The organism is Streptomyces sp. NPDC002125 (genome assembly GCF_053593715.1).
Genome location: NZ_JBSFDD010000006.1, coordinates 174,648 through 196,668, shown reverse-complemented (window position 1 = coordinate 196,668; position 22,021 = coordinate 174,648). Strand labels below are relative to the sequence as shown.

At 73.8% G+C, this 22,021-nt stretch carries 22 protein-coding genes, 1 other RNA gene and 1 pseudogene; 9 read left to right on the top strand and 15 right to left on the bottom strand.

The features are described from left to right. Positions 1-39 precede the first annotated feature (39 nt). Positions 40-1,248: an MFS transporter gene (locus ACWCQM_RS13475; RefSeq protein WP_450915437.1), complete on the bottom strand. Its 1,209-nt coding sequence runs from the start codon at positions 1,246-1,248 to the stop codon at positions 40-42. After that, positions 1,245-1,835 carry a helix-turn-helix domain-containing protein gene (locus ACWCQM_RS13470; RefSeq protein WP_450915436.1) on the bottom strand — a complete coding sequence of 197 codons (591 nt, stop codon included), beginning with the start codon at positions 1,833-1,835 and terminating at the stop codon, positions 1,245-1,247. Before ACWCQM_RS13470 ends, ACWCQM_RS13475 begins: the two co-directional genes overlap by 4 nt. On the opposite strand from ACWCQM_RS13470, the gene ACWCQM_RS13465 reads away from it, so the two are divergent. Then, the gene (locus ACWCQM_RS13465; protein WP_450915435.1) at positions 1,834-2,352 is read left to right on the top strand and encodes an N-acetyltransferase family protein; all 519 of its coding nucleotides are present in this window, start codon (positions 1,834-1,836) and stop codon (positions 2,350-2,352) included. The two genes, ACWCQM_RS13470 and ACWCQM_RS13465, sit on opposite strands and share 2 nt — an antisense overlap. Positions 2,353-2,446: 94 nt before the next feature. On the opposite strand, the gene ACWCQM_RS13460 is transcribed toward ACWCQM_RS13465, so the two are convergent. Then, positions 2,447-3,106: a TetR family transcriptional regulator gene (locus ACWCQM_RS13460; RefSeq protein WP_450915434.1), complete on the bottom strand. Its 660-nt coding sequence runs from the start codon at positions 3,104-3,106 to the stop codon at positions 2,447-2,449. Between the two features lie 98 nt (positions 3,107-3,204). On the opposite strand from ACWCQM_RS13460, the gene ACWCQM_RS13455 reads away from it, so the two are divergent. Further along, a complete protein-coding gene (locus tag ACWCQM_RS13455; RefSeq protein WP_450915433.1) occupies positions 3,205-4,116 on the top strand; it encodes an SDR family oxidoreductase in 912 nt (303 codons plus the stop codon). 227 nt (positions 4,117-4,343) lie between these two features. Here the strand turns inward: ACWCQM_RS13455 and ACWCQM_RS13450 are convergent, their stop codons facing one another. The 5 genes from ACWCQM_RS13450 to ACWCQM_RS13430 form a co-directional block, all read right to left on the bottom strand. Next, on the bottom strand, positions 4,344-4,697 hold the full coding sequence (locus tag ACWCQM_RS13450; RefSeq protein WP_450915432.1) for a hypothetical protein: 354 nt from the start codon (positions 4,695-4,697) through the stop codon (positions 4,344-4,346). A gap of 68 nt (positions 4,698-4,765) precedes the next feature. Continuing rightward, the gene (locus ACWCQM_RS13445; RefSeq protein ID WP_450915431.1) at positions 4,766-5,290 is read right to left on the bottom strand and encodes a hypothetical protein; all 525 of its coding nucleotides are present in this window, start codon (positions 5,288-5,290) and stop codon (positions 4,766-4,768) included. A gap of 274 nt (positions 5,291-5,564) precedes the next feature. Then, positions 5,565-5,964, bottom strand: an RNA gene (gene rnpB, locus ACWCQM_RS13440) — RNase P RNA component class A. Positions 5,965-5,982: 18 nt separating this feature from the next. After that, complete coding sequence (locus ACWCQM_RS13435) at positions 5,983-6,516, bottom strand: TetR/AcrR family transcriptional regulator (RefSeq protein WP_450915430.1); 534 nt, start codon at positions 6,514-6,516, stop codon at positions 5,983-5,985. A gap of 103 nt (positions 6,517-6,619) precedes the next feature. Beyond that, positions 6,620-8,059: an RNB domain-containing ribonuclease gene (locus ACWCQM_RS13430; protein ID WP_450915429.1), complete on the bottom strand. Its 1,440-nt coding sequence runs from the start codon at positions 8,057-8,059 to the stop codon at positions 6,620-6,622. Positions 8,060-8,257: 198 nt separating this feature from the next. Here ACWCQM_RS13430 and yaaA point away from each other — a divergent pair, with 198 nt between their 5' ends. Together yaaA and eda are read left to right on the top strand one after the other, a co-directional pair. Beyond that, on the top strand, positions 8,258-9,058 hold the full coding sequence (yaaA, locus tag ACWCQM_RS13425) for a peroxide stress protein YaaA (protein WP_450915428.1): 801 nt from the start codon (positions 8,258-8,260) through the stop codon (positions 9,056-9,058). 73 nt (positions 9,059-9,131) lie between these two features. Continuing rightward, positions 9,132-9,782 (top strand): bifunctional 4-hydroxy-2-oxoglutarate aldolase/2-dehydro-3-deoxy-phosphogluconate aldolase, encoded by a 651-nt coding sequence (gene eda / locus ACWCQM_RS13420; protein ID WP_450915427.1) that lies wholly within the window; start codon positions 9,132-9,134, stop codon positions 9,780-9,782. 49 nt (positions 9,783-9,831) lie between these two features. Here eda and ACWCQM_RS13415 read toward each other — a convergent pair whose 3' ends face one another. The 6 genes and pseudogenes from ACWCQM_RS13415 to ACWCQM_RS13390 form a co-directional block, all read right to left on the bottom strand. After that, entirely contained in the window at positions 9,832-10,617 is a 786-nt protein-coding gene (locus ACWCQM_RS13415) for a TSUP family transporter (protein WP_450915426.1), read from the bottom strand. A gap of 11 nt (positions 10,618-10,628) precedes the next feature. Further along, positions 10,629-11,885: a bifunctional RNase H/acid phosphatase gene (locus ACWCQM_RS13410; RefSeq protein ID WP_450915425.1), complete on the bottom strand. Its 1,257-nt coding sequence runs from the start codon at positions 11,883-11,885 to the stop codon at positions 10,629-10,631. Next, positions 11,885-12,628, bottom strand: coding sequence for a zinc ribbon domain-containing protein (locus ACWCQM_RS13405; RefSeq protein ID WP_450915569.1), 744 nt, complete (start codon positions 12,626-12,628; stop codon positions 11,885-11,887). The genes ACWCQM_RS13410 and ACWCQM_RS13405 overlap by 1 nt, the downstream gene beginning before the upstream one ends. Continuing rightward, positions 12,625-13,461, bottom strand: coding sequence for a Nif3-like dinuclear metal center hexameric protein (locus ACWCQM_RS13400; protein WP_450915424.1), 837 nt, complete (start codon positions 13,459-13,461; stop codon positions 12,625-12,627). Before ACWCQM_RS13400 ends, ACWCQM_RS13405 begins: the two co-directional genes overlap by 4 nt. A gap of 106 nt (positions 13,462-13,567) precedes the next feature. Beyond that, positions 13,568-13,711 (bottom strand): annotated as a pseudogene (locus ACWCQM_RS13395) (ABC transporter substrate-binding protein); the annotation flags it as partial. Next, positions 13,675-13,830 carry a hypothetical protein gene (locus ACWCQM_RS13390; protein ID WP_450915423.1) on the bottom strand — a complete coding sequence of 52 codons (156 nt, stop codon included), beginning with the start codon at positions 13,828-13,830 and terminating at the stop codon, positions 13,675-13,677. The gene ACWCQM_RS13390 and the pseudogene ACWCQM_RS13395, both read right to left, overlap by 37 nt. A gap of 197 nt (positions 13,831-14,027) precedes the next feature. Here ACWCQM_RS13390 and ACWCQM_RS13385 point away from each other — a divergent pair, with 197 nt between their 5' ends. From ACWCQM_RS13385 to ACWCQM_RS13365, 5 genes are all read left to right on the top strand, one after another. Further along, positions 14,028-16,139, top strand: a complete 2,112-nt coding sequence (locus ACWCQM_RS13385) for a hypothetical protein (protein ID WP_450915422.1) — start codon at positions 14,028-14,030, stop codon at positions 16,137-16,139. Between the two features lie 496 nt (positions 16,140-16,635). After that, positions 16,636-17,607, top strand: a complete 972-nt coding sequence (locus ACWCQM_RS13380) for an ABC transporter ATP-binding protein (RefSeq protein WP_450915421.1) — start codon at positions 16,636-16,638, stop codon at positions 17,605-17,607. Next, positions 17,607-18,329, top strand: a complete 723-nt coding sequence (locus ACWCQM_RS13375; RefSeq protein ID WP_450915568.1) for an ABC transporter permease — start codon at positions 17,607-17,609, stop codon at positions 18,327-18,329. The genes ACWCQM_RS13380 and ACWCQM_RS13375 overlap by 1 nt, the downstream gene beginning before the upstream one ends. Then, entirely contained in the window at positions 18,326-19,513 is a 1,188-nt protein-coding gene (locus ACWCQM_RS13370) for a sensor histidine kinase (protein WP_450915420.1), read from the top strand. Before ACWCQM_RS13375 ends, ACWCQM_RS13370 begins: the two co-directional genes overlap by 4 nt. Positions 19,514-19,603: 90 nt before the next feature. After that, on the top strand, positions 19,604-20,236 hold the full coding sequence (locus ACWCQM_RS13365; protein WP_450915567.1) for a response regulator: 633 nt from the start codon (positions 19,604-19,606) through the stop codon (positions 20,234-20,236). A 123-nt stretch (positions 20,237-20,359) separates the two neighbouring features. Here ACWCQM_RS13365 and ACWCQM_RS13360 read toward each other — a convergent pair whose 3' ends face one another. Next, positions 20,360-21,874: an MFS transporter gene (locus tag ACWCQM_RS13360; RefSeq protein WP_450915419.1), complete on the bottom strand. Its 1,515-nt coding sequence runs from the start codon at positions 21,872-21,874 to the stop codon at positions 20,360-20,362. Positions 21,875-22,021 lie beyond the last annotated feature (147 nt).

Genomic DNA, 22,021 nt, shown 5'->3' with positions numbered 1-22,021 from the left:
TCCGGTGCGGTCCGCCTCTGTTCGCCTGTTCGCCGTGCGTCAGGAACCACGCCCCGACCGCACACCGGCCGCGCGGCCTCCCGACTCCGGGACCGCGCCGCCTCCCGTCCCCGGAACGGCGGCGAGGACCAGTGCCGCGAGGGCGACGAGGGCGGTGCCCTGCCAGCCGAGGGTGTGGAGCAGGGGTGCGGCGAGCGCGGTGCCGACGGCGCCGACCGTGAAGTACAGCACGAGGTAGACGCTGCTGAGGCTGCCGGAGCGTTCGGGGTCGAGGGCGATGACACGGCTCTGGTTGGCGGCCTGGGCGGCGAAGCACCCGGCGTCGAAGAGGGCCAGCCCGAGCGCGGTGACCGGCGGGGAGCCGAGGCCGGTGGCCAGCAGGGCCACCCCCGCGACGGCCGCCAGCAGACCGGCGGCGATCAGGGTGCGCGGGGTGTACCGGTCGGCGATCCGGCCGGTGAGCGGGAGCACGGCGAAGCCGAGGAGCCCGGCCAGGCTGTACAGGCCGATGGCGGCCGGTCCGAGCGAGTGGGGCGGCTGGGCGAGGGCGAGCGCGAGCGCGACCCAGACGAGGTTGAAGGCGAAGTACCAGAGCCCGCCCGCGGCCACCGCGCGGCGCAGCTGCGGCTGAGTGCGCAGGAGCGGGGGCAGCGAGGCGAGGGTGGCGAGGTAACCGCGCGAGGAGTGCGGCCGGTGCCGGGGCAGGAGTGTGGCCGAGGCGAGCGCGCCGAGCAGGGCGAGGACGGCGAAGACGAGCAGCATCCGACGCCACCCGATGGCGTCGGTGAGCGCCCCTCCGACCATGCGGCTGAGCAGGATGCCCGCCGACATCCCGGCGGCCACGGTGGCGACGCCCCTCCCCCGGCGCCCGGGCGGGGCGTGGCGCCCAGCGATGTTCCCGGCCTGGGCCGCGACACCGGCCGCCGCGCCGATGAGCAGATAGGCGGCCAGGAGCACGGCCGCCCCGGTCGCGGAGGCCGCGAGGGTGAGGGCGGCGGCCAGGGCTGTGAGCTGCGTGGCGACCAGACGGTGCGGGGCGACGTGGTCGGTGAGGGGAAGCAGAAGGGCGAAACCGGCCATGCAGCCGGCGAGCGCGGTGGTCGGGACGAGGCCGATCACGGACAGGGGGACATCGAGGTCGGCGGCGACGGCGGTGAGCGCGGGCTGGATCGCGTAGTTGTTCGCGATCGCCGTCCCCGCGACACAGGCGAGGAGGAAGGTTCCGCCGCGGGGAAGCGGACGGGTCACGGCTGGGCGCCGCGGGTGAGGACGACGGCGTAACGGCACTCGGTGCCGGTGGTGTTGGCGAAGACGCGCGGGGTGGGCTCGCCCAGCTCGATGGTGTCCCCCGCGTCCAGCTCATGGACCGTGTCGCCGTCGTGGAAGGTCAGCCGGCCGTCGAGGACCCAGACGACCTGGCGTACGAAGGCGAAGGCGGCGGCCGGATAGGGCACACGGGCACCGGCGGGCAGCCGGATCTCGGCGATCTCCGCGGGAAAGCGGGAGCCGGTGATCTGGCGGCGCCGGTAGCCGGTCTCCGGGTCGCGCCACTCCGCCGCGTCGGCTCGTCGGCGTACCCCCTCGGCTCCCGTGGCGCCGTCCTCCCGCGCCCCGTCGGGGGTGAGCAGCGAGGCGAGACTGAGCCGGAAGGCGGCGGACAGCTTTCCGAGGACGACGGCGGTGGGACTGCTCTCCCCGCGCTCGATCCGGCTGATCATCGCCTGGGAGACGCCGGACTCCTCCGCGAGCTGAGCCAGGGTCCACCGCCGGCGCTCCCGCTCGTCCCGGACGCGGGCAGCGATCTGCTCCACCAGAGGATTTACTATATGAGACATGAATCCAATATACGAGACACGGCAGGCCGTCACCGTGCGCCCGGCGCACTCCGGCGACGGAGAGGCCATCCGCGCGATCCGCAACCACGCGATCGAGCACTCCACTGCCCTGTGGACACAGTCCCAGCAGTCCCCCGCCGAGGCGGCCGACTGGCTCGCCGCCCACCTGGAGCGGGGCTCGGCCCTCGTGGCCGAGGTGGACGGCGAGACGGCAGGCTTCGCGGTCTACGGCCAGTGGCGCGCGCTGGAGGGCTTCCGTCACACGGTGGAGAACTCCGTCTACGTCCGCGAGGGCCGGCACGGGCTCGGCATCGGCTCCGCGCTGCTGGCGGCCCTCATCGCCTCAGCGCGCGAGGCGGGCCACCATGTGATGATCGCCGGGATCGAGGCCGAGAACACCGCGTCGGTCCGGCTCCACGAACGGTTCGGCTTCGAGCACGCCGGCACGGTACGGGAGGTCGGCACCAAGTTCGGCCGGTGGCTCGACCTGACCCTTATGCGGCTGCCCCTGAACTGATCCGGGCAGCCCGGCACCCCTGGTGTCCGGGGAGAGCGGCCGAGCGCCCCCCGCTGCCCGGGAGAGCGGCCGAGCACCCCCTGAGGACCGGCTCCTAGTGGCGCGCGAGGAGGCCGGAGGCGGTCACCGCCGTCGCACGGCGGACCGCGTCGGCGAAGTCCAGACGCATCGCGGCGAGCTCCGGATCGGAGGCGTAGGCGGCCAGCATGGCCGGAGAGGGGCGACTGCACTGCCACGCCGCCATGGCCGTCAGCAGGGTGGCCTCGGTCAGCGAGGCGGCGTCGTCGGCGGTCAGCTCGGGAAGATGCCGCCGCGTCAGCTCGGTCAGGGCGCCCAGGGACTCCCGGGCCCTGTACTTGTGCTGGATGCCGGCTTCGGTGGAGATGTTCTGCTCCAGCACCGCGCCCTGCGCGGCGAACAGGTCGCAGAGCACGGGGCGGCGCGCCATCGAGGAGGCCAGGAGGTCGGCCAGCAGGTCCCCGCGCTCCCGCGGCGAACCCGGGCCGGGGAGCGGCGCCCGCTCCAGTTCCGCGAGCCAGTCGGCGATCTCCGCGTCCAGCAGGTCGAGCAGGACCGCCTCGCGCGACTCGAAGTACCGCAGGACGTTCGCCTTGGCCAGGCCGACGCGGCGGCTCAGCTCGTTCAGACTCAGCCTGGCGACCGGCATCTCGGTGAGCATCGCCGCCGCGGTGTCCAGGATCTGCCGCCGCCGCTGGGTGCGCTGCTCATCGGTCCGGGCCCGCTGGAAAGTCATCCCGACATATTACAGACCGGCAGTACGTTGATAAGTGACCGTCGGTACCTTACGCTGGCCCGGAGACAAGATACCGGCGGTACGTAAAGAGGTCTGCGATGTATCAGGTTCCCGACCAGCGAGGAAAGCTCGCCGTGGTGACCGGCGCCAACAGCGGTACGGGCAAGGAGGCGGCCAAGCGTCTCGCGGGCGCCGGAGCCGACGTCGTCCTCGCCGTACGCACCCCCGCCAAGGGCGAGCAGGCGAGGGCCGAGATCCTCGCCACGCACCCCGGCGCCCGTACGGAGGTCCGCCGCCTCGACCTCGCCGACCTCTCCTCGGTGCGGGAGTTCGCGGACGGCCTCATCGCCGACGGCCGGCCCCTGGATCTGCTGCTGAACAACGCCGGGGTGATGAACGTGCCCGGGCGCACGGAGACCGCCGACGGCTTCGAACTCCAGCTGGGCAGCAACTTCCTCGGCCCGTTCGCCCTCACCAACCTGCTCCTGCCCGCGCTGCTGTCGGCCCCCGCCCCACGGGTGGCCACGATGAGCAGCGGCACCGCCCACCGGGCACGCATCGCCTTCGACGACCTGAACTCCACCCGCGCATACAGCCCGACCAGGGCCTACGCCCAGTCCAAGCTGGCCGACATGCTGATGGCGGTGCATCTGGCCGAGCTCGCGGACCGGCGCGGCTGGCCCCTGCTGTCGGCCGTCGCACACCCCGGCTACACCCGCACGAACCTGATGACCTCCGGCCCGACCCTGAACGGCGGCCGACCCGGCCTGCTGGAGTCGCTGGCGTACAGGATCTTCCCCTCGCAGGGACCCGAGCAGGGCACGGAACCGCTGCTGTACGCGGCGACGAGTCCCGACGCCGTCCCGGGCGGGTACTACGGGCCCCGATGGGCGCTGGTCGGCCCGACGAAGCCTGTCGGACTGCCCCGGCCGGGCCGGGACAGGGACACCGCGGCACGCCTGTGGTCCGAGGCCGAACGCCTCACCGGCGTCTCCGCCCCGGCCCACTGACCGGCCGGGGCCCTAGGCGGAGTCGAGCGCGGCCAGATGCAGCCGGACCGCGGCGGCCGCCCGGGGCCCGATCCCGGCCGCTCGCGTCGCCACGGTCAGGGCACGTCCTCCCACAGACGCAGCAGCCCGCGGTGCCCCGGCGCGGCAAGCTGCTGCGTACCCGACCCGCCGCAGGGCCGAGCCCCTCGGGGCGATCGGCCCTGCGGAGGCTGCCCCGTTCTCCGGATTCAGACGTTCTGCTCGATGCGCTCGAAGATGTCCGCGTCCGTCTCCCGCTGCCAGGTCGGCAGGTCCGCCCAGTCGGCGACGTATCCGGGCTTCGGGTCCTCGAAGTGCTTGAACATCTGGGCGGTCCAGCAGATCGCGACGAACCGGCCCTTCTGCTCGCGGGTGAGCCGGCCCGCATTCCCGCCGCTGATCTCGATGAAGTCGCGTACCTGCCCGTACACGGCGGCCGCGGCCTCGCGCTCCCATTCGGGCGTCTCGTCCCACGGAGTGACGTAGCCGGGCTTCGGATCGCCGGGATAGTGCTTGTTCACTCCGTCGATCCACGCCTCGCGGAAGATCCGGCCGTCATTCATGCGCGTGCCCCTCTCATCATGCGGTGCGCGTAAGCGCCGCGATTCGGTGATCAAGAGTCGAGACTCGGTCATCGGACATGAGCGGGGCAAGACGCCCCCGAAGCCCGTCCAGCTTCCTTCCGACGAATCCCGAATTCGACCGGTCGGCCAGCCCGAGTGCTTGCTCCGCGTAGTGCACGACCTGGTCGATGTCCCGTCTGTGCGCCCCCGCTGAGGACTTCGAGGAGCGTGCCGCCGAACGCCGCCTCCGATCCTCGCAGCGCGTCGACCGCGGCGCCGGTCCCGAACGCGTCGAAGGACCCTTCGTAGCGCAGCCAGTAGCCCGCTTCGCCCGCGCGCAGCCGGATGGTGTCCGGCTCGACCGCCACCTGGGTCCGGGCGGGGGCACGCCCGGTGCCCAGCCTGACGCCCAGCAGTACGTCCCTGGCCTCCTCCGGCAGGTCCTCGGCCAGCACCCAGTCACTCGAACCGACGGCCCTGCCGCCGGGGAAGTCGAGCCGGCCCGAGGACGTCCGCACGGTATCGCCCGACGCCGAGGTGAAGGTGAGGGTCTGGGTGAAGCTCGCCGTACGCGCGGCCTGAGTCGTCAGCAACGCCTGGCGGGGCTGCTGTTCGACCGGCGCGTCGAAGACCGGGTGGGCGGGCTTGTCGTCGGCCGCGTCACCGCTGCAGGCGGGTCAGCAGCAGGGCCGCCGAGGCGGTGACGGCACAGAGGGGAAGGAAGTGGCTTCTGGTCACGTCGGTTCGACCTTGGAACCGGGCGATCAGTTGCCCTCGCCCGGGTAACGGAACGATTCCCGACGCGGCGGGCGGCCGAGGAGACGGCCTGCACCGCAGACCGAAGTCCGCTCCCGAAGGGAGAGGCGGCAGACGAGTCGGGCTGTACGCCGGGTTCTGTCGCCCGGTCGCCTCGCGGCGGCCGGGGAGACGGCCATCCATCTAGGACCGGCATTGCTGCCGGTCTCGTGCGGTCTACCCGCGAACTCGGGCGGGCAGCCCTCAAACGTTCGCGCAGGAGCACCGGGGTGCTCCCTCTTGACCTTGCTCCGGGTGGGGTTTACCTAGCCGCCTGAGTCGCCTCAGACGCTGGTGGTCTCTTACACCACCGTTTCACCCTTACCGGGGACCGGAGTCCCAGGCGGTCTGTTTTCTGTGGCACTGTCCCGCGGGTCACCCCGGGTGGCCGTTAGCCATCACCCTGCCCTGTGGAGCCCGGACGTTCCTCGTGAGGATCCGGAGATCCTCACGCGGCCGTCCGCCCGGCTCGTCTGCCGTGGTGGCCATGCTACCCGGCGGGCCGGACGGTGAAGGCCGCGATCCCCGCCTCCCAGGCCGCCGAGAGGTCGGCGCCCGGAGGGAAGCGGCCGTTCAGCTCCAGGACCACCATGCCGTGGGCGAAGGCCCAGGCCGCCCGCGCGCGGTCGATGTCGCCGCCCGACGCGCGCAGCAGCGGGGCCGCCGCCGCGTCCGCCGCGCCGGTCGCGGAGAGGGCGCGGCCCATGGTGAGGAGGTAGAGGTGCGGGTGGGCCAGGGCGTAGGCGCGGTAGGCGGTGGCGAGTGCGGAGAAGGAGCCCGGGGCGGCGGCCTCGGCGGCCGCCAGCACACCGGCGGTCTCCCGGAGCGTCTCCGTGGCCAGGGCGGTCACCACGGACGACTTGTCGGGGAAGTGCTTGTAGAGGGACGACGCCTTGACGCCCACCCGGTCGGCCAGCCTGCGCATGGTGAGCGCCTCCGGGCCCTCCGACTCCAGGAGGACGCGTGCGGCGGCAATGATCTGGCGGGGCCTGCCGGCCACGGGGACGGCTGCGAGGTCAGTCACGCAGGAGACCTTCCCTGGTACGGAGTCGGTACGCGGTCCGTAGCCGAGGACGTGATCGTACGAGACGGGGACAAGCCGGTCGCCGGGGGACCTTCCCCCGGCCTCACGCGGGGGCGAACAGCAGTTTCTGTGCGCCGGGGGCGGCCCGGTCGAGGCGGACCCGCAGCCGTTCGCCCAGCGGGAGGGGGGTGCCCGACTCGATACGGGCGACGATCGCCGGGTCCTGGATGTGGACGGTGCCGACGGCCGGATCGTTGTCCTTGACGTCGATCACGAAGCCGTCGAAGACCTCGCCGACCCGGTCCGCGACCAGTGCCGCCTCGACCAGGTCGACGCACTGGCGCTCCACGGTGTTGGCGCGGCGGGTGCCCCCGGCCATCTCCTCGGGCAGGGCGGGCAGCGCCTGGAGCACCCATTCCGGCGGTTCGCGCCCTGCCGTCGCCGCGAGGCACAGCTCGGCGGCGTAACGGTCGACGAGGCGGCGCAGCGGAGCGGTGCAGTGCGTGTAGAGCTCGGCGACGGCGGCGTGCACGGCGGGGGTGGGGAGATCGCCGTGCTCGAAGACGCTGTAGCCCGCACCGCGCAGGAGCGTCGTGCACTCCTGGAGGAACGCGGCGTGGTCGCCCCGGGCCGGGTCGAGGGAGCGGACCACCTCGGCGTACGGGACGTGGTGCGGCCAGTCGATGCGCAGGGCCTCGGCGCAGAGCCTGAGCCGGGCGACGGCGCCGTCGGGGGCCACCGGCAGCGTACGGAGGATGCCGGTGCCCGAGTCCCGCATGATCCGGGCGGCGGACATGCCGGTGAGCAGGGAGAGCTGGGCGTTCCAGCCGTCGGCGGGCAGGGGCACGCGGTAGTCGAGTCCGTAGGTGCCGCCGTGGTCGACGATCTCCTGCTCGGGGACGTTGAGCGAGATGCCGCCCCGGGCGATCTCCTGCTGTTCGCGCAGCGTGCCGATGACCTTCAGCAGGGCGAGCGGCTCCTCCGCCGTGCCGGCGTCGATCTGCCGCTGGACGCCCGCGTAGTCGAGCTTCGCGCGGCTGCGTACGAGGGCCCGGCGCACCTCGGCGGCGACGGTGCGGCCCTCCGTGTCGAGGTCGATCCGCCAGAGCGCGGCGGGACGGGTCACGCCGGGGAGGAGGCTCGCGGCGCCTTCGGAGAGCACCGCGGGGTGCAGGGGAATCCTGCCGTCGGGGAAGTACAGGGTCGTCACCCGGCGGTGGGCCTCGGCGTCCAGCGCGCTGCCCGGCCGGACGAAGGCCGCGACGTCGGCGATGGCGTAGTTCACCCGGAAGCCGTGCGGGCGCCGCTCCAGATGCAGGGCCTGGTCGAGGTCCGTGGACGCGGGCGGGTCGATGGTGAGGAACGGCAGATCCGTGGCGTCCTCGTGGGCGGAGAGGTCCGGGGACTTCGCGGCCTCCTCGGCCTCGGCCAGGACGGCGGGCGGAAACCCGGCGGGCAGTTCGAGCCGGGTACGCAGGGCACGCAGGGCCGCCCGCAGCGGGGTGCCGTCCGCACCGGTCACATGAAGCTGGCGACGGGGCATGCACCGAGCGTAGGCCGGGGCGGGGGCGTCGGCATCCCGGTCCCGGGACCGCTCCGGGGGCGTCGGCATCCCGGTCCCGGGACCGCTCCGGGGCCGCATGGCGTCAGCTCCCGGCCGGGCCGCCGCGCACCGGACCGTACCCTTGCCGGAGGGCTTTCGCGCGTGCGGGGCCCGTGCCGCGTATGAAGGAGAACGCCCGTGCTCGTGCTGTTGCCGCCCTCCGAAGGTAAGGCCGCATCGGGGCGCGGGGCACCGCTGAAGCCGGAGTCCCTCTCGCTGCCGGGGCTCGCTGACGCACGGGCCGCGATCCTCGACGAGCTGGTCGAGCTGTGTCTGGCGGACGAGGAGAAGGCCCGCGAGGTCCTCGGCCTGAGCGAGGGGCTGCGCGGTGAGATCGCCAAGAACACGGAGCTGCGCACGGCCGGGACCCGGCCCGCCGGGGAGATCTACACCGGGGTGCTCTACGACGCCCTCGGCCTGGCCACCCTGGACGCCGCGGCCAAGCGCCGGGCCGGGAAGTCGCTGCTGGTCTTCTCCGGGCTGTGGGGCGCGGTGCGGGTGGGCGACCGGATTCCGTCCTACCGCTGTTCGATGGGGGTCAAGCTGCCGGGCCTGGGGGCGCTGAACGCGTACTGGCGCGCCCCCATGGCGTCGGTCATGCCGGAGGCGGCCGGGGACGGGCTGGTCCTGGACCTGCGCTCATCGGCGTACGCCGGTGCGTGGAAGCCGGCCGGCGAGGTCGCCGAGCGCACGGCGAGCGTGCGGGTGCTCCAGTCGCAGCTGGTGAACGGCGTGGAGAAGCGCTCCGTGGTCAGCCACTTCAACAAGGCGACCAAGGGCCGGATGGTCCGCGATCTGCTGCTCGCGGGGGCCAGGCCCAAGGGCCCGGCGGAACTGGTCGAGGTGCTGCGCGATCTGGGTTACGTCGTGGAGGCGCAGGCCCCGGCACGGGCGGGCCGGCCCTGGGCCCTCGATGTGGTGGTCACCGAGATCCACTGACCCACCCCGCACGGCGTTGCAGCATGCGCAACGCTCGTTGCGTACTGTGCGGTTCTCGCGGCAGGATGAGCCCATGACCTCCTCCGCGCCCGCCGCCGTGTCCGCTTCCGTACTGGACCTCGCCCCCGTCGTCCCCGTCGTCGTCCTGGAGGACGCGGCCGACGCGGTGCCGCTGGCCCGCGCGCTCGTCGCGGGCGGGCTGCCCGCGATCGAGGTCACGCTGCGCACGGCCGTCGCCCTCGACGCGGTCCGCGCGATCGCGGCGGAGGTGCCGGATGCCGTGGTGGGCGCGGGCACGGTGATCTCCCCGGCGCATGTGACCGCGACCGTCACGGCCGGGGCCCGCTTCCTGGTCAGCCCGGGCTGGACGGACGCGCTGCTGGACGCGATGAAGGCTTCGGGAGTGCCGTTCCTGCCGGGGGTGTCGACGACGTCCGAGGTGGTGGCGCTGCTGGAGCGCGGGGTCACCGAGATGAAGTTCTTCCCGGCCGAGGCGGCGGGCGGCACCGCCTATCTGAAGGCGCTGGCCTCTCCCCTCCCGCAGGCACGGTTCTGCCCGACGGGCGGCATCTCGCTCGCCTCCGCGCCCTCGTATCTCGCACTGCCCAACGTCGGTTGCGTGGGCGGCAGTTGGATGGTTCCCGGCGATGCCGTCGCGGCGAAGGACTGGGCCCGTGTGGAGCGGCTGGCGACGGAGGCCTCGGCGCTGGGCCGCACCGCCTGACACCCGGCCACCCCCTGTGCGGCGGGCATGTGCGGTGCCGGGCCCCGCTTCAGCGCACCGCCTGGACCGCGTACAGCAGGCCGATGCCCAGAGCGAGGACGCCCAGCAGGAGCCGCAGCCCCTTCTCGGGCAGGTGTGGCTGGAGCCGGGCGCCGAGGTAGCCGCCGCAGAGTCCTCCGAGACCGCACACCAGGCCGAGGGACCAGTCCGGCGCGATGTCGCCCGTCGCGGTGAGGGACAGCAGTGCGTACGCGCCCGCCCCCACCAGGGACGTCACGAACGTGCAGGCCAGCGCGGCGGGCGCGACTTTGGCGACGGGGACCCCGCGCCCCACGAGGATCGGGCCGAGCAGCGAGCCGCCACCGATCCCGTAGACGCCTCCGGCGACTCCCACGGCGAGGGCGAGTCGGGTGGTGGCGCGGGGCGACGGTGGCGGGACGGGCGGTCCGTGCCGTGCGGGGCGCAGCGTGCGGGCGCACAGCCACAGCCCGAGCGGGAGCAGCAGCACGGCGATGAACGCGCGGAACACCGTGGGGCCGGGCACGGCGAAGACCCGGACCACGGCGCCGATGACCACGCCCGGCACGGCGCCCGCCACGAGCAGCCGGGTCAGCGGACCGCGCAGCCGGCCGGTTCTCCGGTAGCGCAGCAGCGCCCCGGGGCACGACACCACGTTGTACAGCAGGTTGGTGGGGGTCACGGCCGGGCTGGGCACGCCCAGGACGCTGACCTGCACCGGCAGCAGGAACACCGCGCCGGACACCCCCACGGGCGCGGTCGCCACCGATATGAGGAGTCCGGCGACGAAGCCGAGCAGACCCTGCGACCACGTCACCGGCGGCCCCCTTACCGCAGGTGCGAGGTGTCGTTGAGAAGTCTCAGCGAGGGGTTGCCGTCCGCGTAGTACGCCACCGTCGAGACGGACGCGGGCGAGAGCTCCATGCGGAACAGGGACTCCGGCGGGGCACCCAGCGCGAGCCTGACCAGGGTCTTGATCGGCGTGACATGGGTGACCAGGAGCGCCGTGCGGCCCTTGTAGCGGGCGATCAGCCGGTCCCGGGTGACCGAGACCCGCTCGGCGACCTCGGCGAAGCTCTCGCCGCCGCCGGTGGGCGCGGCGTCCGGGGACGCCAGCCAGGCGGTCAGGTCGGCGGCGTGGCGCTCGCGCACCTCGGCGAAGGTGAGGCCCTCCCAGACGCCGAAGTCCGTCTCGCGCAGGCCCTCTTCGACGCGGACCTCCAGGCCGAGCCGGTCGGCCACCGCCTGGGCCGTCTCACGGCAGCGGCGCAGCGGGGAGCTGACGATCTCCTGGACCGTGCCCCGCGCGGCGAACGCCTCGGCCGCGCAGGCGGCCTGGTGGCGTCCGGTGTCGGAGAGCTCGGGGTCGCTGCCGCCGCTGCCGGAGAACCGCTTCTCGGGGGTGAGGGCCGTCTCGCCGTGCCGGAGCAGGACGAAGGTCGCGGGCGCGCCCAGGTCGGGTGCGCTCCCCCAGCCCACCTGAGGAGCCGCGGCCGGGGTCGTCCGCGGCGCCGGGCGGGCGGCGGCCATGGCCGCGCGCACCCTCGCCGCGCCGGCCACCGCGTCACCGGGCGGACCGGCGGGGGGCGGCGGCTCGGCGGGCACGGAGGCGCGCGAGGTCTCCAGGTCGGCCGTGGAGGACGCCGGTTCCCACTGCTCGCCACGCCTGCCCGCGTCCATGGCCTCGTTGGCGAGCCGGTCGGCGTGCTTGTTCTCGGCGCGCGGGATCCACTCGTACGTGACCGAGGAGGCGGGCAGGATGCGCGCGGCCTCCTCGGCGAGCGGCTTCATGTCGGGGTGCTTGATCTTCCAGCGGCCCGACATCTGCTCGACCACCAGCTTGGAGTCCATCCGGACACGCACCTGCACGGGGGTGTCCGGGAAGAGCTCCTTCACAGCCTTCAGGCCGGCGATCAGGCCCTTGTACTCCGCGACGTTGTTCGTGGCCACGCCGATGTACTCGGCGGCCTCGGCGAGCGTCGCGGAGTCGGCCGGGTCGAGGACGACCGCGCCGTAGCCGGCGGGCCCCGGGTTGCCCCGGGACCCCCCGTCGGCCTCGACGACCAGCTGGCGGGGAGCGGACACTACAGGCCCGAGTCCGCGGTGCGGACCAGGATGCGGTGGCAGTTCTCGCAGCGCAGGACGGTGTCGGGGGACGCCGCCTTCACGTCGTTGACCTCGGTGATGTTGAGCTCCAGGCGGCAGCCCTCGCAGCGGCGCTGGTAGAGCCTGGCCGCGCCGACGCCGCCCTGCTGGGCGCGCAGCTTGTCGTAGAGCTTCAGCAGGTCGGCGGGGACGGAACCCGCGACGACCTCGCGGTCCTTGCCCACGGTGGCGGCCTCGGCGTCGAGCTCCTGGGTGGCCGCGTCCCGGCGGGCGGTCGCGTCGTCCACCTTGGCCTGCACCGCGCCGACGCGCTCGGTCAGCTCGGCGACGCGCTCCTGCGCGGACTCGCGGCGCTCCATGATCTCGAGGACGACGTCCTCCAGGTCACCCTGGCGCTTGGCGAGCGAGGTGATCTCGCGCTGGAGGCTCTCCAGGTCCTTCGGCGAGGAGACCGCGCCGGAGTCGAGTCGCTGCTGGTCGCGGACCGCGCGCTGACGCACCTGGTCGACGTCCTGCTCCGCCTTGGTCTGCTCACGGGTGGTGTCGCTCTCCTCGGTCTGCGAGGCGACGAGCAGGTCGCGCAGCTGCGCGAGGTCGCTGTTGAGCGCGTCGATCTCGGCGTGCTCGGGCAGCGAGGTGCGCTTGTGGGAGAGCTGGGACAGACGTACGTCGAGTGCCTGGACTTCGAGGAGTCGGATCTGGTCGGCGGGCGCGGCGTTCAGTTGGGGGCTCCAGAAGAGTGGTGGGTGGTCCAGGGGTCGGTGACCTGCTTCGAGACATGGACCCGCAGGTCCCATCCGTGGCGGTCGGAAATCGCTTCGAGCTGCCCGGCGGCCTGCTCGCACCAGGGCCACTCGGTGGCCCAGTGTGCGGCATCGACCAGGCCGAGCGGCGAGTGCTGGACGGCCTCGGAGGCCGGGTGGTGGCGCAGGTCAGCGGTGAGGAAGGCGTCCACGCCCGACGCGCGTACGGCGTCGAAGAGGCTGTCGCCCGAGCCGCCGCTGACCGCGACCCGTCGCACGAGGGCGTCCGGGTCGCCCGCCAGCCGGATGCCCTGCGCGGTGGCGGGCAGCCGGGCGGCGGCGCGGGCCGCGAACTCGCTGAGGGTCTCGGGGTGGTCGAGCTCGCAGATCCGGCCCAGCCCCCGGCGGCCCCCGGCATCGGTGGCGTCGGGCACGAGCGGGCCGGTGACCCGCAGGTCCAGGGCGGCGGCGAGGGCGTCGGAGACCCCGGGGTCGGCGGTGTCGGCGTTGGTGTGCGCGACGTGCAGGGCGATGTCGTGCTTGATCAGCCCGTGCACGACCCGGCCCTTGAAGGTGCTGGCCGCGACCGTCGTCGTACCCCGCAGATAGAGCGGGTGGTGGCTGACGATCAGCTGGGCGCCGAGGGTGCGGGCCTCTTCGGCGATCCGCTCGACGGGGTCCACGGCGAAGAGGACGCGGTCGATCTCCGCTGAGGGGTCACCGCAGACCGTGCCGACGGCGTCCCATCCTTCGGCCCGCTCGGGGGGCCAGAGGGCGTCGAGCTCGGCGATGACTTCAGACAGACGGGGCACGGAGGAAAGGCTACCTGTCCGCCGTGCCCCGCCGCCCCTGGCCGCCGGAGCCCAGGGGAGAGGACCGGCGGCCGGTGCGAATCGTTACGCGGGACGGCCGGGGCCTCTACGTGACGAGGTCGGCGCGCGGGTCGTCCAGGACCAGGTTCGCGGAGGTGACACCGAGGCCCAGGCACCAGGTCTCGTCGGACATGTCCTGGGCCCGGCCCGCCTTCACCGCGTCGAGGTTCTTCCCCAGCGGGTCGGCCTGTCGCCGCCCGAGTCGCCGGCCGCAGAGCCGTCCGCGGCGTCACCGCCGCACGCGGACAGGGAGAGGGCGGCGACGATCGCGCGGCCCGTCGCGGTGGTGCTGCGGCCTCCGAGGGACATGTCTTGCTCCAGTTCGGGGCGTACACAGGAAATTCTCGGGAACGCCTCACCTCGGACAGGCGGGAAGGCGGCAGCACAGTCACCCCCTCCCCCGCAGGCGAATCCGGACATCGGCACCCTTATGTGTGAAGAGGCGTGGCTCGTGTTGTCCGGTGGGGAGCGCGAACCTAGCTTCTGTTGCCGGAGGTGACCGCACCATGACTGCCTGTGTCATCGAGAACAGAACCGCCGGGGTCGCCGGAAGTACCGCGACCACGGAACCGGCCGTCGATTCGGCCGATCCCACGGAGGCGGACCAGCCCGCCGAGCCGGAGAAACGTCGCACCGTGGACGCGTCCGAGGATGTCGTGGAGCAGCAAGGGGCGGCGGCACCCGCCGCCGACAACGGCCGTGGCGAGCGCGGGCCGTGGGTCGCACCTGACGGCGACCCCGGCCGAGGGAAGGTCACGCCGGAGAGCGGCGCGGGCCGCTGGACGCGGGTGGCGCCCGAGGGCGGCGCGGGTCTCCGGACACCGGTAACCGTCGACAGCGGTCCCCCCGCGCCCGGAGCGGACCGCGTGATGCCCGCGCCGGACGACGGCAAGGGCCCCCGCATGCCCGCAGCGCCCGGCGGCGGTACGGAGCGCGGCGCGGCGGCGGTACGCAGGGCTGCGCCGCCCGCCCCCGGCGTGAACCGCACAGCGACGACGGCCGTGCCGGTGGCCCCCGGCAAGAACGCGGACGGGACGACGGCGGCGGCTTCCGGAAGCGCGACGGCCGCCCCGGCAGCCCCCCTGACGTCCCCGGGAACCGCCCCGGCCCCCCGGGGAGTCGCCCTGACGCCCCCCGGAGTTACCCCCACGCCCCCGGGAACGGCCCTGACGCCCCCCGGAGCCGCGGTGACGCATCCCGGCACGCCCGGCGCGGAGCCACGGACCGTCGTGTTCCACGGTGTCGTCCCGTCCGCGGGGGCCGCCGCCACGACCGTGCCGTTCATCCCGCCCATGCCGTCCACCCCGCCCCTGGTGCCCGGTCGCCCCGTGGCGGTCGGTGGACCCGCGGCTCCCGATGGGCCCCTGGCATCCGGTGGACCCGTGACGCCCGCCGAGCGAACGGTGGCCGCCGGGCCCGCCGCGCCGATGGCCTCCGCCGCGCCCGCCGAGCCGATGGCGCCTGCGGCGCCCGCCGCTCCGGTCCGTCCCGCCCCGCCGGTGCTGACGATCGCCGCCGATCATTCGTACGCCGCGCGTCTCACCGCCTCCGACCGGGAAGCCGCCGATCCGGCCTGGTTCCCCGAGCGCTGGACGCTCGACGGTCCAGAGCCGTACGCCGTCCCCCTCCCCCTCGACCAGCCGGAGACGGCGGACTCCGATGTGCTGCCGCTGTCCGACGGGCGGGTCCTGATCCGGCGTCTGGTGGCCGACCGGCACGCCTTCTCGCTGCTCTACCCGACGGGGCCCGGCACCGGTGAACTCCCCCTGGGTTCCCTCGTGTGCACGGATCTCACCCTGCTCCCCCCGACGCCGGACGGCATGAGCGCGTACGCCCTCGTGCCCGGCGAACGCTCCACCGGCATCTGGCTGGTGGCGGGCGGCGCCTTCGGGCCCGAGCAGGTCGCGGACGTCCCCGGGCACTGTTCGGGCGGGGCGTGGCTGGACCGTGAGGGCCGGCTCCTCGCGCTGGACCGGCAGTTGCCCGGCGGCGGGCCGGTGAAGGCCGTCGCCGTCGACCTGGGGCGGTGCGGTGAGGTGACGCCGCTGCTCCAGATCGCGCCGGGGAGCGACGACCGGCTGCTGCTGGCCGACCCCGACAGCGGGCTGCTGCTGATCCGCTCCGACGCACCGGGCCACGAGCGCCTCGGCTGGGGCGTGCTCGGCAGCTGCCTGCCGGTGCGCTTCCCGGAGTGCCTGCGCCCCCCGGACGTGACCGTGACCCCCATCGCCGTACAGCCGGGCCAGATGCTCATGCCGGAAAGCTGCGCTGTCGCCCTGCGTCTCGACGGGGCGGCGGGCAGCTGGGTGGGGCTCTGGCGTCCGTCGGGGCGGCGGCTGCACCAGTACGCCGCACCGGAGGGATGGCTGACCGGGGCCGGGTTCTGGAGCCGGGAGGGCGCGCTCCACCTGCCGTACGCGCAGCCCGGCGCGCCCTGCGCCCTGGCGGTCCTGGAGGCCCCGCCGGAAGCCGGGGCCTGGACCGAGGCGGAAGGCGGGGAGACGCACGACCCCGCCACGAATGGAACGCAACCGTCCGCGGCGGCCGGGGCTCCTGGTGTGTGCAGGCCCGTGCCGCTCGGTCAGGCGCCTCTCACGGGCAGCGCGGCGGCCGGCTGAGGGCCGTGGGCGAGGTCGTACACTCTGCCCCCGGGTCGCACGGCCGTTCGCGCGGATGCCGACGGCGACCGTGCCGGGCGGTGGTGGGGCTTGCGACGCATATGTAAGCGATTTATACGGGGTGAACTTCCCAGATGTCTGAAGCCCGAACCGACACGACCCAGACGCGAACGCCGGGAGCGGACGCGGACCGGGCCGAGGCCGGCGGCTCCGGCAAACACCGAGGGGGCGCGTCGGCGGAGACCGCGGCCGTGCAGTCGCACGGCCGCCACCGCCGTCCCGCCGAGGGGGGTGGCAGCGCGGCAGCCTGAACCGCTCCCCACGACACGAGGGCCGTCGCAGCCAGCGGGCTGCGGCGGCCTTCGTCCTGCTTCACCGGCTCCTGGGTCGTGCCGCGCCCGGCCCCAACGGCGCGCGCACCCATGACATTTGTCCTCGCGGATTCCGTACACACGCCCCCTGCCGTGAGGTGCGCCTGATCCGTAGCGTCGTGGTCATGACGCGGACAACGGGGAAGACAGGGACGGCAGGGCCCACGAGAACCGGGCCCGCGGTGGAATTCACGGCGGCGGTCAAGACGTTCGGGCGGGCGGGACGCACCGTGCGGGCGGTCGACGGGATCGACCTCACCGTCGGACGGGGCGAGACCGTCGCCCTGCTGGGGCGCAACGGGGCGGGCAAGTCCACGGCGATCAGCCTGCTGCTGGGACTGGACACCCCGGACGCCGGCACGGTGAGCCTCTTCGGCGGCACGCCCGACCGGGCGGTCCGTGCCGGGCTGGCGGGGGCGATGCTCCAGGACGGCCGCCCGATCCCCCGGGTGACGGTGGATGAGCTGGTCCGCTTCGTGGCGTCCCTCTACCCGCACCCGCTGCCCGTGGCGGAGGCGCTCGCCCTCGCCGGGGTCGCGGAGTACGCGGGCCGACGCGTCGACAAGCTGTCGGGCGGTCAGATCCAGCGTGTGCGGTTCGCCGTCGCGCTGGCCGGCGATCCCGCGCTGATCGTGCTGGACGAGCCGACGGCCGCACTGGACGTGGAGGCGCGGCGGGCGTTCTGGGTGTCGATCCGGGCCGTCGCGGAGCGCGGAGCCACCGTCCTGTTCTCCACCCACCATCTGGAGGAGGCCGACGGTTACGCCGACCGGATCGTCGTCCTGGACCGGGGCCGGATCGTCGCGGACGGAAGCGGCGACATGATCAGGCGGTCGGCGGGCGGTGGCCTGGTCTCCTTCGACCCGGCGGGCCGCTCCGTCGCGGAGCTGGAGTCGCTGCCCGGTGTCGTGGGCGTCGAGTTGCGCGGGGGCAGGGCGCTCCTGCGCACGGACGACTCGGACGCGACCGTCGTCGCGCTGGCCGGGCTCGGCGCCGTACGCGAGCTGCGGGTCGGCAGGGCCACCCTGGAGGACGCGTTCCTGTCGCTCACCGCGTCCCCGGACGCGGTGTCCGCTCCTGGGACGGAGGCCGCGTGATGTTCGCCTATGTGGCGCTGGAGATCCGCCGGACCCTGCGCGACCCCGCGTTCCTGATCTTCGGGACGGGCATGCCGGTGATGATGTACCTGCTCTTCACCAACCTCGGAGGGGGCGACGACTACGAGGAGTGGAAGGCCGCGTCGATGGTCGGCATGGCGGCCTACGGGGCGCTCGGTTCGGCCATGGCGATCGGGACCGGCATCGCGTCGGACAAGTCGCTCGGCTGGCTCAGGCAGTTGAGGATCACGCCGCTCGATCCACGCCGGGCGGTGGCGGGCCGAGCGATCAGCGGTTCGGTGACCGTACTGCCCACCGTGGTGACCGTCCTGCTGGCCGGGGCGCTCGTCAACGGGGTCCGGCTGGCGCTCTGGCAGTGGGTGGCGCTGGTGCTGCTGCTGTGGATCGGCGCGCTGCCCTTCACCCTGCTCGGGATCGGCAACGGATTCAGGCTGACCCCGCAGGGCACCGGTGTGGTCAACACGGCCTTCCTGATGGGCTTCGCGGTCGTCGGCGGACTCTGGTTCCCGCTCGACTCGTTCCCCGGATGGCTGCGTACGGTCGGCGAGTTCACCCCCGCGTACGAGGCCGCCGACCTGGGCTGGTCGGTACTCGCCGGGCACGCCCCGGCCGCCGGGTCCTCGGCCGTACTGGGCGCGTGGATGCTGCTGTTCGGCGGTCATGCCGTGATCTCCTACCGCCGGTCGGCGAGGACCCTGTGAGCAGGGGAGCGGCCCTGCGCGGGAGGGGATTCGCCGTACGCCGCAGGACGCGGAGGAACAGACGGCCGGGTCCGCCGGGGCCTTACGCCCTGCTGCCCATCCTGCTGCTGGGGCTCGGCTCGTTCTCCAACCTCTGGCAGGGCGAGACACCGAACCCGTGGGTCGGCGGCGCGGGGCTGCTGGCCTTCAACTCCCTGTACGTGTCGGTGGTGTTCCGGGGTTTCGACAGGAAGCGGCGGGAGAGCGCCACCTCCTACGCGCTGCTGGCCGCGATGGGCGCCATCACCTTCGGCCTCGCGATCGGCTACGGCGGCAACTGGCTGCTCTTCTTCCCCCTGTTCTCGCTGGCCTGCGGCACGATCCTGCGCGGAAGACAGCTCGGCGCCGGCCTGACCGCCCTGGCCGGGTGCGCGTGCGCGGTGGCGGTGTGGCGCGGTGACCATGTCTCGGAGCCGTGGACGATCGGCTACGGGACGTTCATCTCAGGGGCGGTGACCGCCGCGATCCTCACCCTGTCCGAGACGGTGACGGAACTGCGCGCGACCCGGCAGGAGCTGGCCCGCAGCGCCGTCGAGCAGGAACGGCTGCGCTTCTCGCGCGATCTGCACGATCTGCTCGGGCACACCCTGTCGGTCGTGGTGGTCAAGTCGGAGGCGGCGCGCAGGCTCGCCCCGCACGACATGGACGCCGCGATCGAGCAGATCACCGACATCGAGTCCGTGGGACGGCAGGCCCTCACCGAGATCCGGGAGGCGGTGACGGGGTACCGCGAGGGCAGCCTCGCCACCGAGCTGGACCGGGCGCGTCCGGTGCTGGCCGCCGCCGGGATCGAGGCGGTCGTCCACCGCTCCGGCCCGCCGCCCGCCCCGCAGGCGGACGCGCTGCTGGGCTGGGTCGCGCGGGAGGCCGTCACCAACGCCGTACGCCACAGCGGCGCGACCCGCTGCGAGTTCGTCCTCGACTCCGCATCCGAGCGGGTCCGGCTGACGGTGACGGACGACGGAGCCGGACCGTCACGGCCAGGGGGCGGGGCCGGCGGCACGGGCCTGAAGGGACTGTCCGAGCGGCTGGCCGCCGCCGGGGGGTCCCTGGAGTCGGGCCCCGGGGCGGACGGCGGCTTCGTCGTCGAGGCGGAACTGCCGGCGGGCGTACGGGACGGGCCGGGGCTGCGGGACACCTGCTGACGGATACCGGCGTACCGGGCAGGGGGCCGGATGGCGGCATCGGAGCCTCCTCGGGGCCCCGGGCGACCTACTCTGAGCCCCGTGAACGAGATGCCGCAGGACCACCGGCCCACCGGTTCGGTACGCATCCTGCTCGCCGAGGACCAGGGCATGATGCGCAGCGCGCTCGCCCTGCTGCTCGGGATGGAGCCGGACTTCGATGTGGTCGCGCAGGTGGCCGCCGGGGACGAGATCGTGGACGCGGCGCTCCTGTCCCGTCCGGATGTGGCGCTGCTGGACATCGAGCTCCCGAACCGCAGCGGCCTGGACGCGGCAGCCGATCTGCGTACGGAGGTGCCGGACTGCCGGGTGCTGATCCTGACGACCTTCGGCAGGCCGGGCTATCTCCGGCGCGCCATGGAGGCCGGGGCCGCGGGTTTCCTGGTGAAGGACGGCCCGGTCGGGGATCTGGCGAAGGCGATCCGGCAGGTGCTGCGCGGCGAGACGGTGATCGATCCGGCGCTGGCCGCAGCCGCGCTGGGGGCCGGCCCGAGCCCGCTGACCCAGCGGGAGCGGGACGCGCTGAACGCCTCGGTGGACGGGGCGACGGTCGCCGACATCGCGGTGAAGCTGAGCCTGTCGGAGTCCACGGTCCGCAACTACCTCTCCTCGGCCATCGGCAAGACGGGCACCCGCAACCGCATGGAGGCGATGCGGGCGGCCCGTCAGCAGGGCTGGCTCTGACACGCCCTCCGGGGTCTACGCGTCCCAGGAGTGCGCACCGTCGCAGGCTCATGCTCCCGGAGACCGGGTCCACGCGTCCGGGGAGCGCAGCACCGCCGCCGGCTCACGCTCCGGAAGCCTGGCCTACGCGTCCGGGGGGCGCAGCACCGCCGCCGGTTCGTCGCCGGGCCGTTTCGCTCCGCTCCCGGCCCGGGTGCCGGAGCGTCCGCCCGGGTTCTTCGCCCGGCTGCCAGGCAGCCAGAGCAGCATCATCAGCGCCCCGCCGAGCAGGACCGCCGACGAGGTGCGGAACGCCAGGGCGTATCCGGCGGTGATCTCGGCCGCGTCGCCGGAGCCCGCGGTGCGGGCCGCCGCGACCGTGGAGAGCACGGCGAGGCCCAGCGCGCCGCCCATCGTGCGGGAGGTGTTGATCAGCCCGGAGACCAGCCCCGCGTCACCGGGGGCCGCACCGGAGGTGGCCAGCGTGGCCAGCGGGGTGGAGGCCAGTCCCGACCCGGCCATCATCAGGACGCCGGGGAGGCAGACCGCCGTGAGGTAGGAGCCGTCCACGCCCATGGTGGACTGCCAGCCGAAACCGGCGGCAGCGACCAGGACACCCGTCACGGCCAGGGTTTTCGCGCCGGTCCGGGCCATGATCCTGGGGGCGGCCTTCGATCCGGCGAAGACGGCGACGGACGTCGGCAGGAGGGCGAGGCCCGCCTCCAGCGGCGTGTAGCCCAGGACGTTCTGGGCGTAGACGGTGACGAAATACCACATGCCGAACGTCGCCGACCCGAGCAGCAGCATCGAGGCGTTCGCCGCCGAGACGGAACGCACCCCGAGCACGCGCAGCGGCATCAGCGGTGCCGCCGTCCGCGACTCCACCAGGACGAACACACCGAGCAGCGCCAGGCCGCCCAGCAGCGGCACCAGGGTGGCGGCGGCGGTCCAGCCGGAGGCCTCGGTCTGCACGATGCCGTACGCCGTCGTCGCCAGGCCCGCCGTGACGAGCACGGCTCCCGGCAGGTCCACCCGGCGCCGGTCGCCCGCCCGGCCCTCCGCCAGCCACACCGCGGCGCCCGCCAGGACGAGGGCCCCGATCGGCACGTTGATGAGCAGGACCCACCGCCAGGACAGGAGGTCGGTGAGCACTCCCCCGATCAGCCCGCCGGCCGCGCCGCCGCCCGCGCCGACCGCCATCCAGGTGCCGATCGCCCGGGTCCGCGCGGGGCCTTCGGGGACGGCCGAGGTGAGGATCGTGAGCGTCGCGGGGGACAGCACGGCGGCGCCGAGGCCCTGCCCGGCGCGGGCGGCGAGGAGCTGCCAGCCCTCCTGGGCGAGCCCTCCGGCGAGCGAGGCGGCCGTGAAGAGGCCGAGCCCGGTGAGGAACATACGCTTGCGGCCGTAGATGTCCGCGGCCCGTCCGCCGAGGAGCATGAAGCCGGCGAAGGCTATGGAGTAGGCGTTGACGACCCACTGGAGTCCGGGTGCGCTCAGGCCCAGGTCCGTACGCATGGACGGCAGCGCCACATTGACGACGGACACGTCGAGGACGACCAGGAACTGGCCGGTACAGGCGGCCGCGACCACCGCCCACGTGCGGGTTCTCGATCGGGAGGTCGGTCTCGTGGGCGCGGAGTCATGAGCCATGCGTGTCATACTCGCAGGCTGCCCGTGCCCCGTACATCGGTTTCGGGGTCGCCACCGTCCCGGTCCTGAGGCGTAGGACATGTGGCTGACTGCCCTGTTCTTACGCCCCGTTCACCGGAATACAGCCGGGGTACGGAAACGTTCAGCATGCACACA

Coding starts and splice junctions, on each gene's coding strand:
- ACWCQM_RS13465 (WP_450915435.1), top strand. CDS start 1,834: ATGAATCCAATATACGAGACACGGCAGGCCGTCACCGTGCGCCCGGCG.
- ACWCQM_RS13470 (WP_450915436.1), bottom strand. CDS start 1,835: ATGTCTCATATAGTAAATCCTCTGGTGGAGCAGATCGCTGCCCGCGTC.
- ACWCQM_RS13460 (WP_450915434.1), bottom strand. CDS start 3,106: ATGACTTTCCAGCGGGCCCGGACCGATGAGCAGCGCACCCAGCGGCGG.
- ACWCQM_RS13455 (WP_450915433.1), top strand. CDS start 3,205: ATGTATCAGGTTCCCGACCAGCGAGGAAAGCTCGCCGTGGTGACCGGC.
- ACWCQM_RS13450 (WP_450915432.1), bottom strand. CDS start 4,697: ATGAATGACGGCCGGATCTTCCGCGAGGCGTGGATCGACGGAGTGAAC.
- ACWCQM_RS13430 (WP_450915429.1), bottom strand. CDS start 8,059: ATGCCCCGTCGCCAGCTTCATGTGACCGGTGCGGACGGCACCCCGCTG.
- eda (WP_450915427.1), top strand. CDS start 9,132: ATGACCTCCTCCGCGCCCGCCGCCGTGTCCGCTTCCGTACTGGACCTC.
- ACWCQM_RS13390 (WP_450915423.1), bottom strand. CDS start 13,830: ATGTCCCTCGGAGGCCGCAGCACCACCGCGACGGGCCGCGCGATCGTC.
- ACWCQM_RS13385 (WP_450915422.1), top strand. CDS start 14,028: ATGACTGCCTGTGTCATCGAGAACAGAACCGCCGGGGTCGCCGGAAGT.
- ACWCQM_RS13380 (WP_450915421.1), top strand. CDS start 16,636: ATGACGCGGACAACGGGGAAGACAGGGACGGCAGGGCCCACGAGAACC.
- ACWCQM_RS13375 (WP_450915568.1), top strand. CDS start 17,607: ATGTTCGCCTATGTGGCGCTGGAGATCCGCCGGACCCTGCGCGACCCC.
- ACWCQM_RS13365 (WP_450915567.1), top strand. CDS start 19,604: ATGCCGCAGGACCACCGGCCCACCGGTTCGGTACGCATCCTGCTCGCC.
- ACWCQM_RS13360 (WP_450915419.1), bottom strand. CDS start 21,874: ATGACACGCATGGCTCATGACTCCGCGCCCACGAGACCGACCTCCCGA.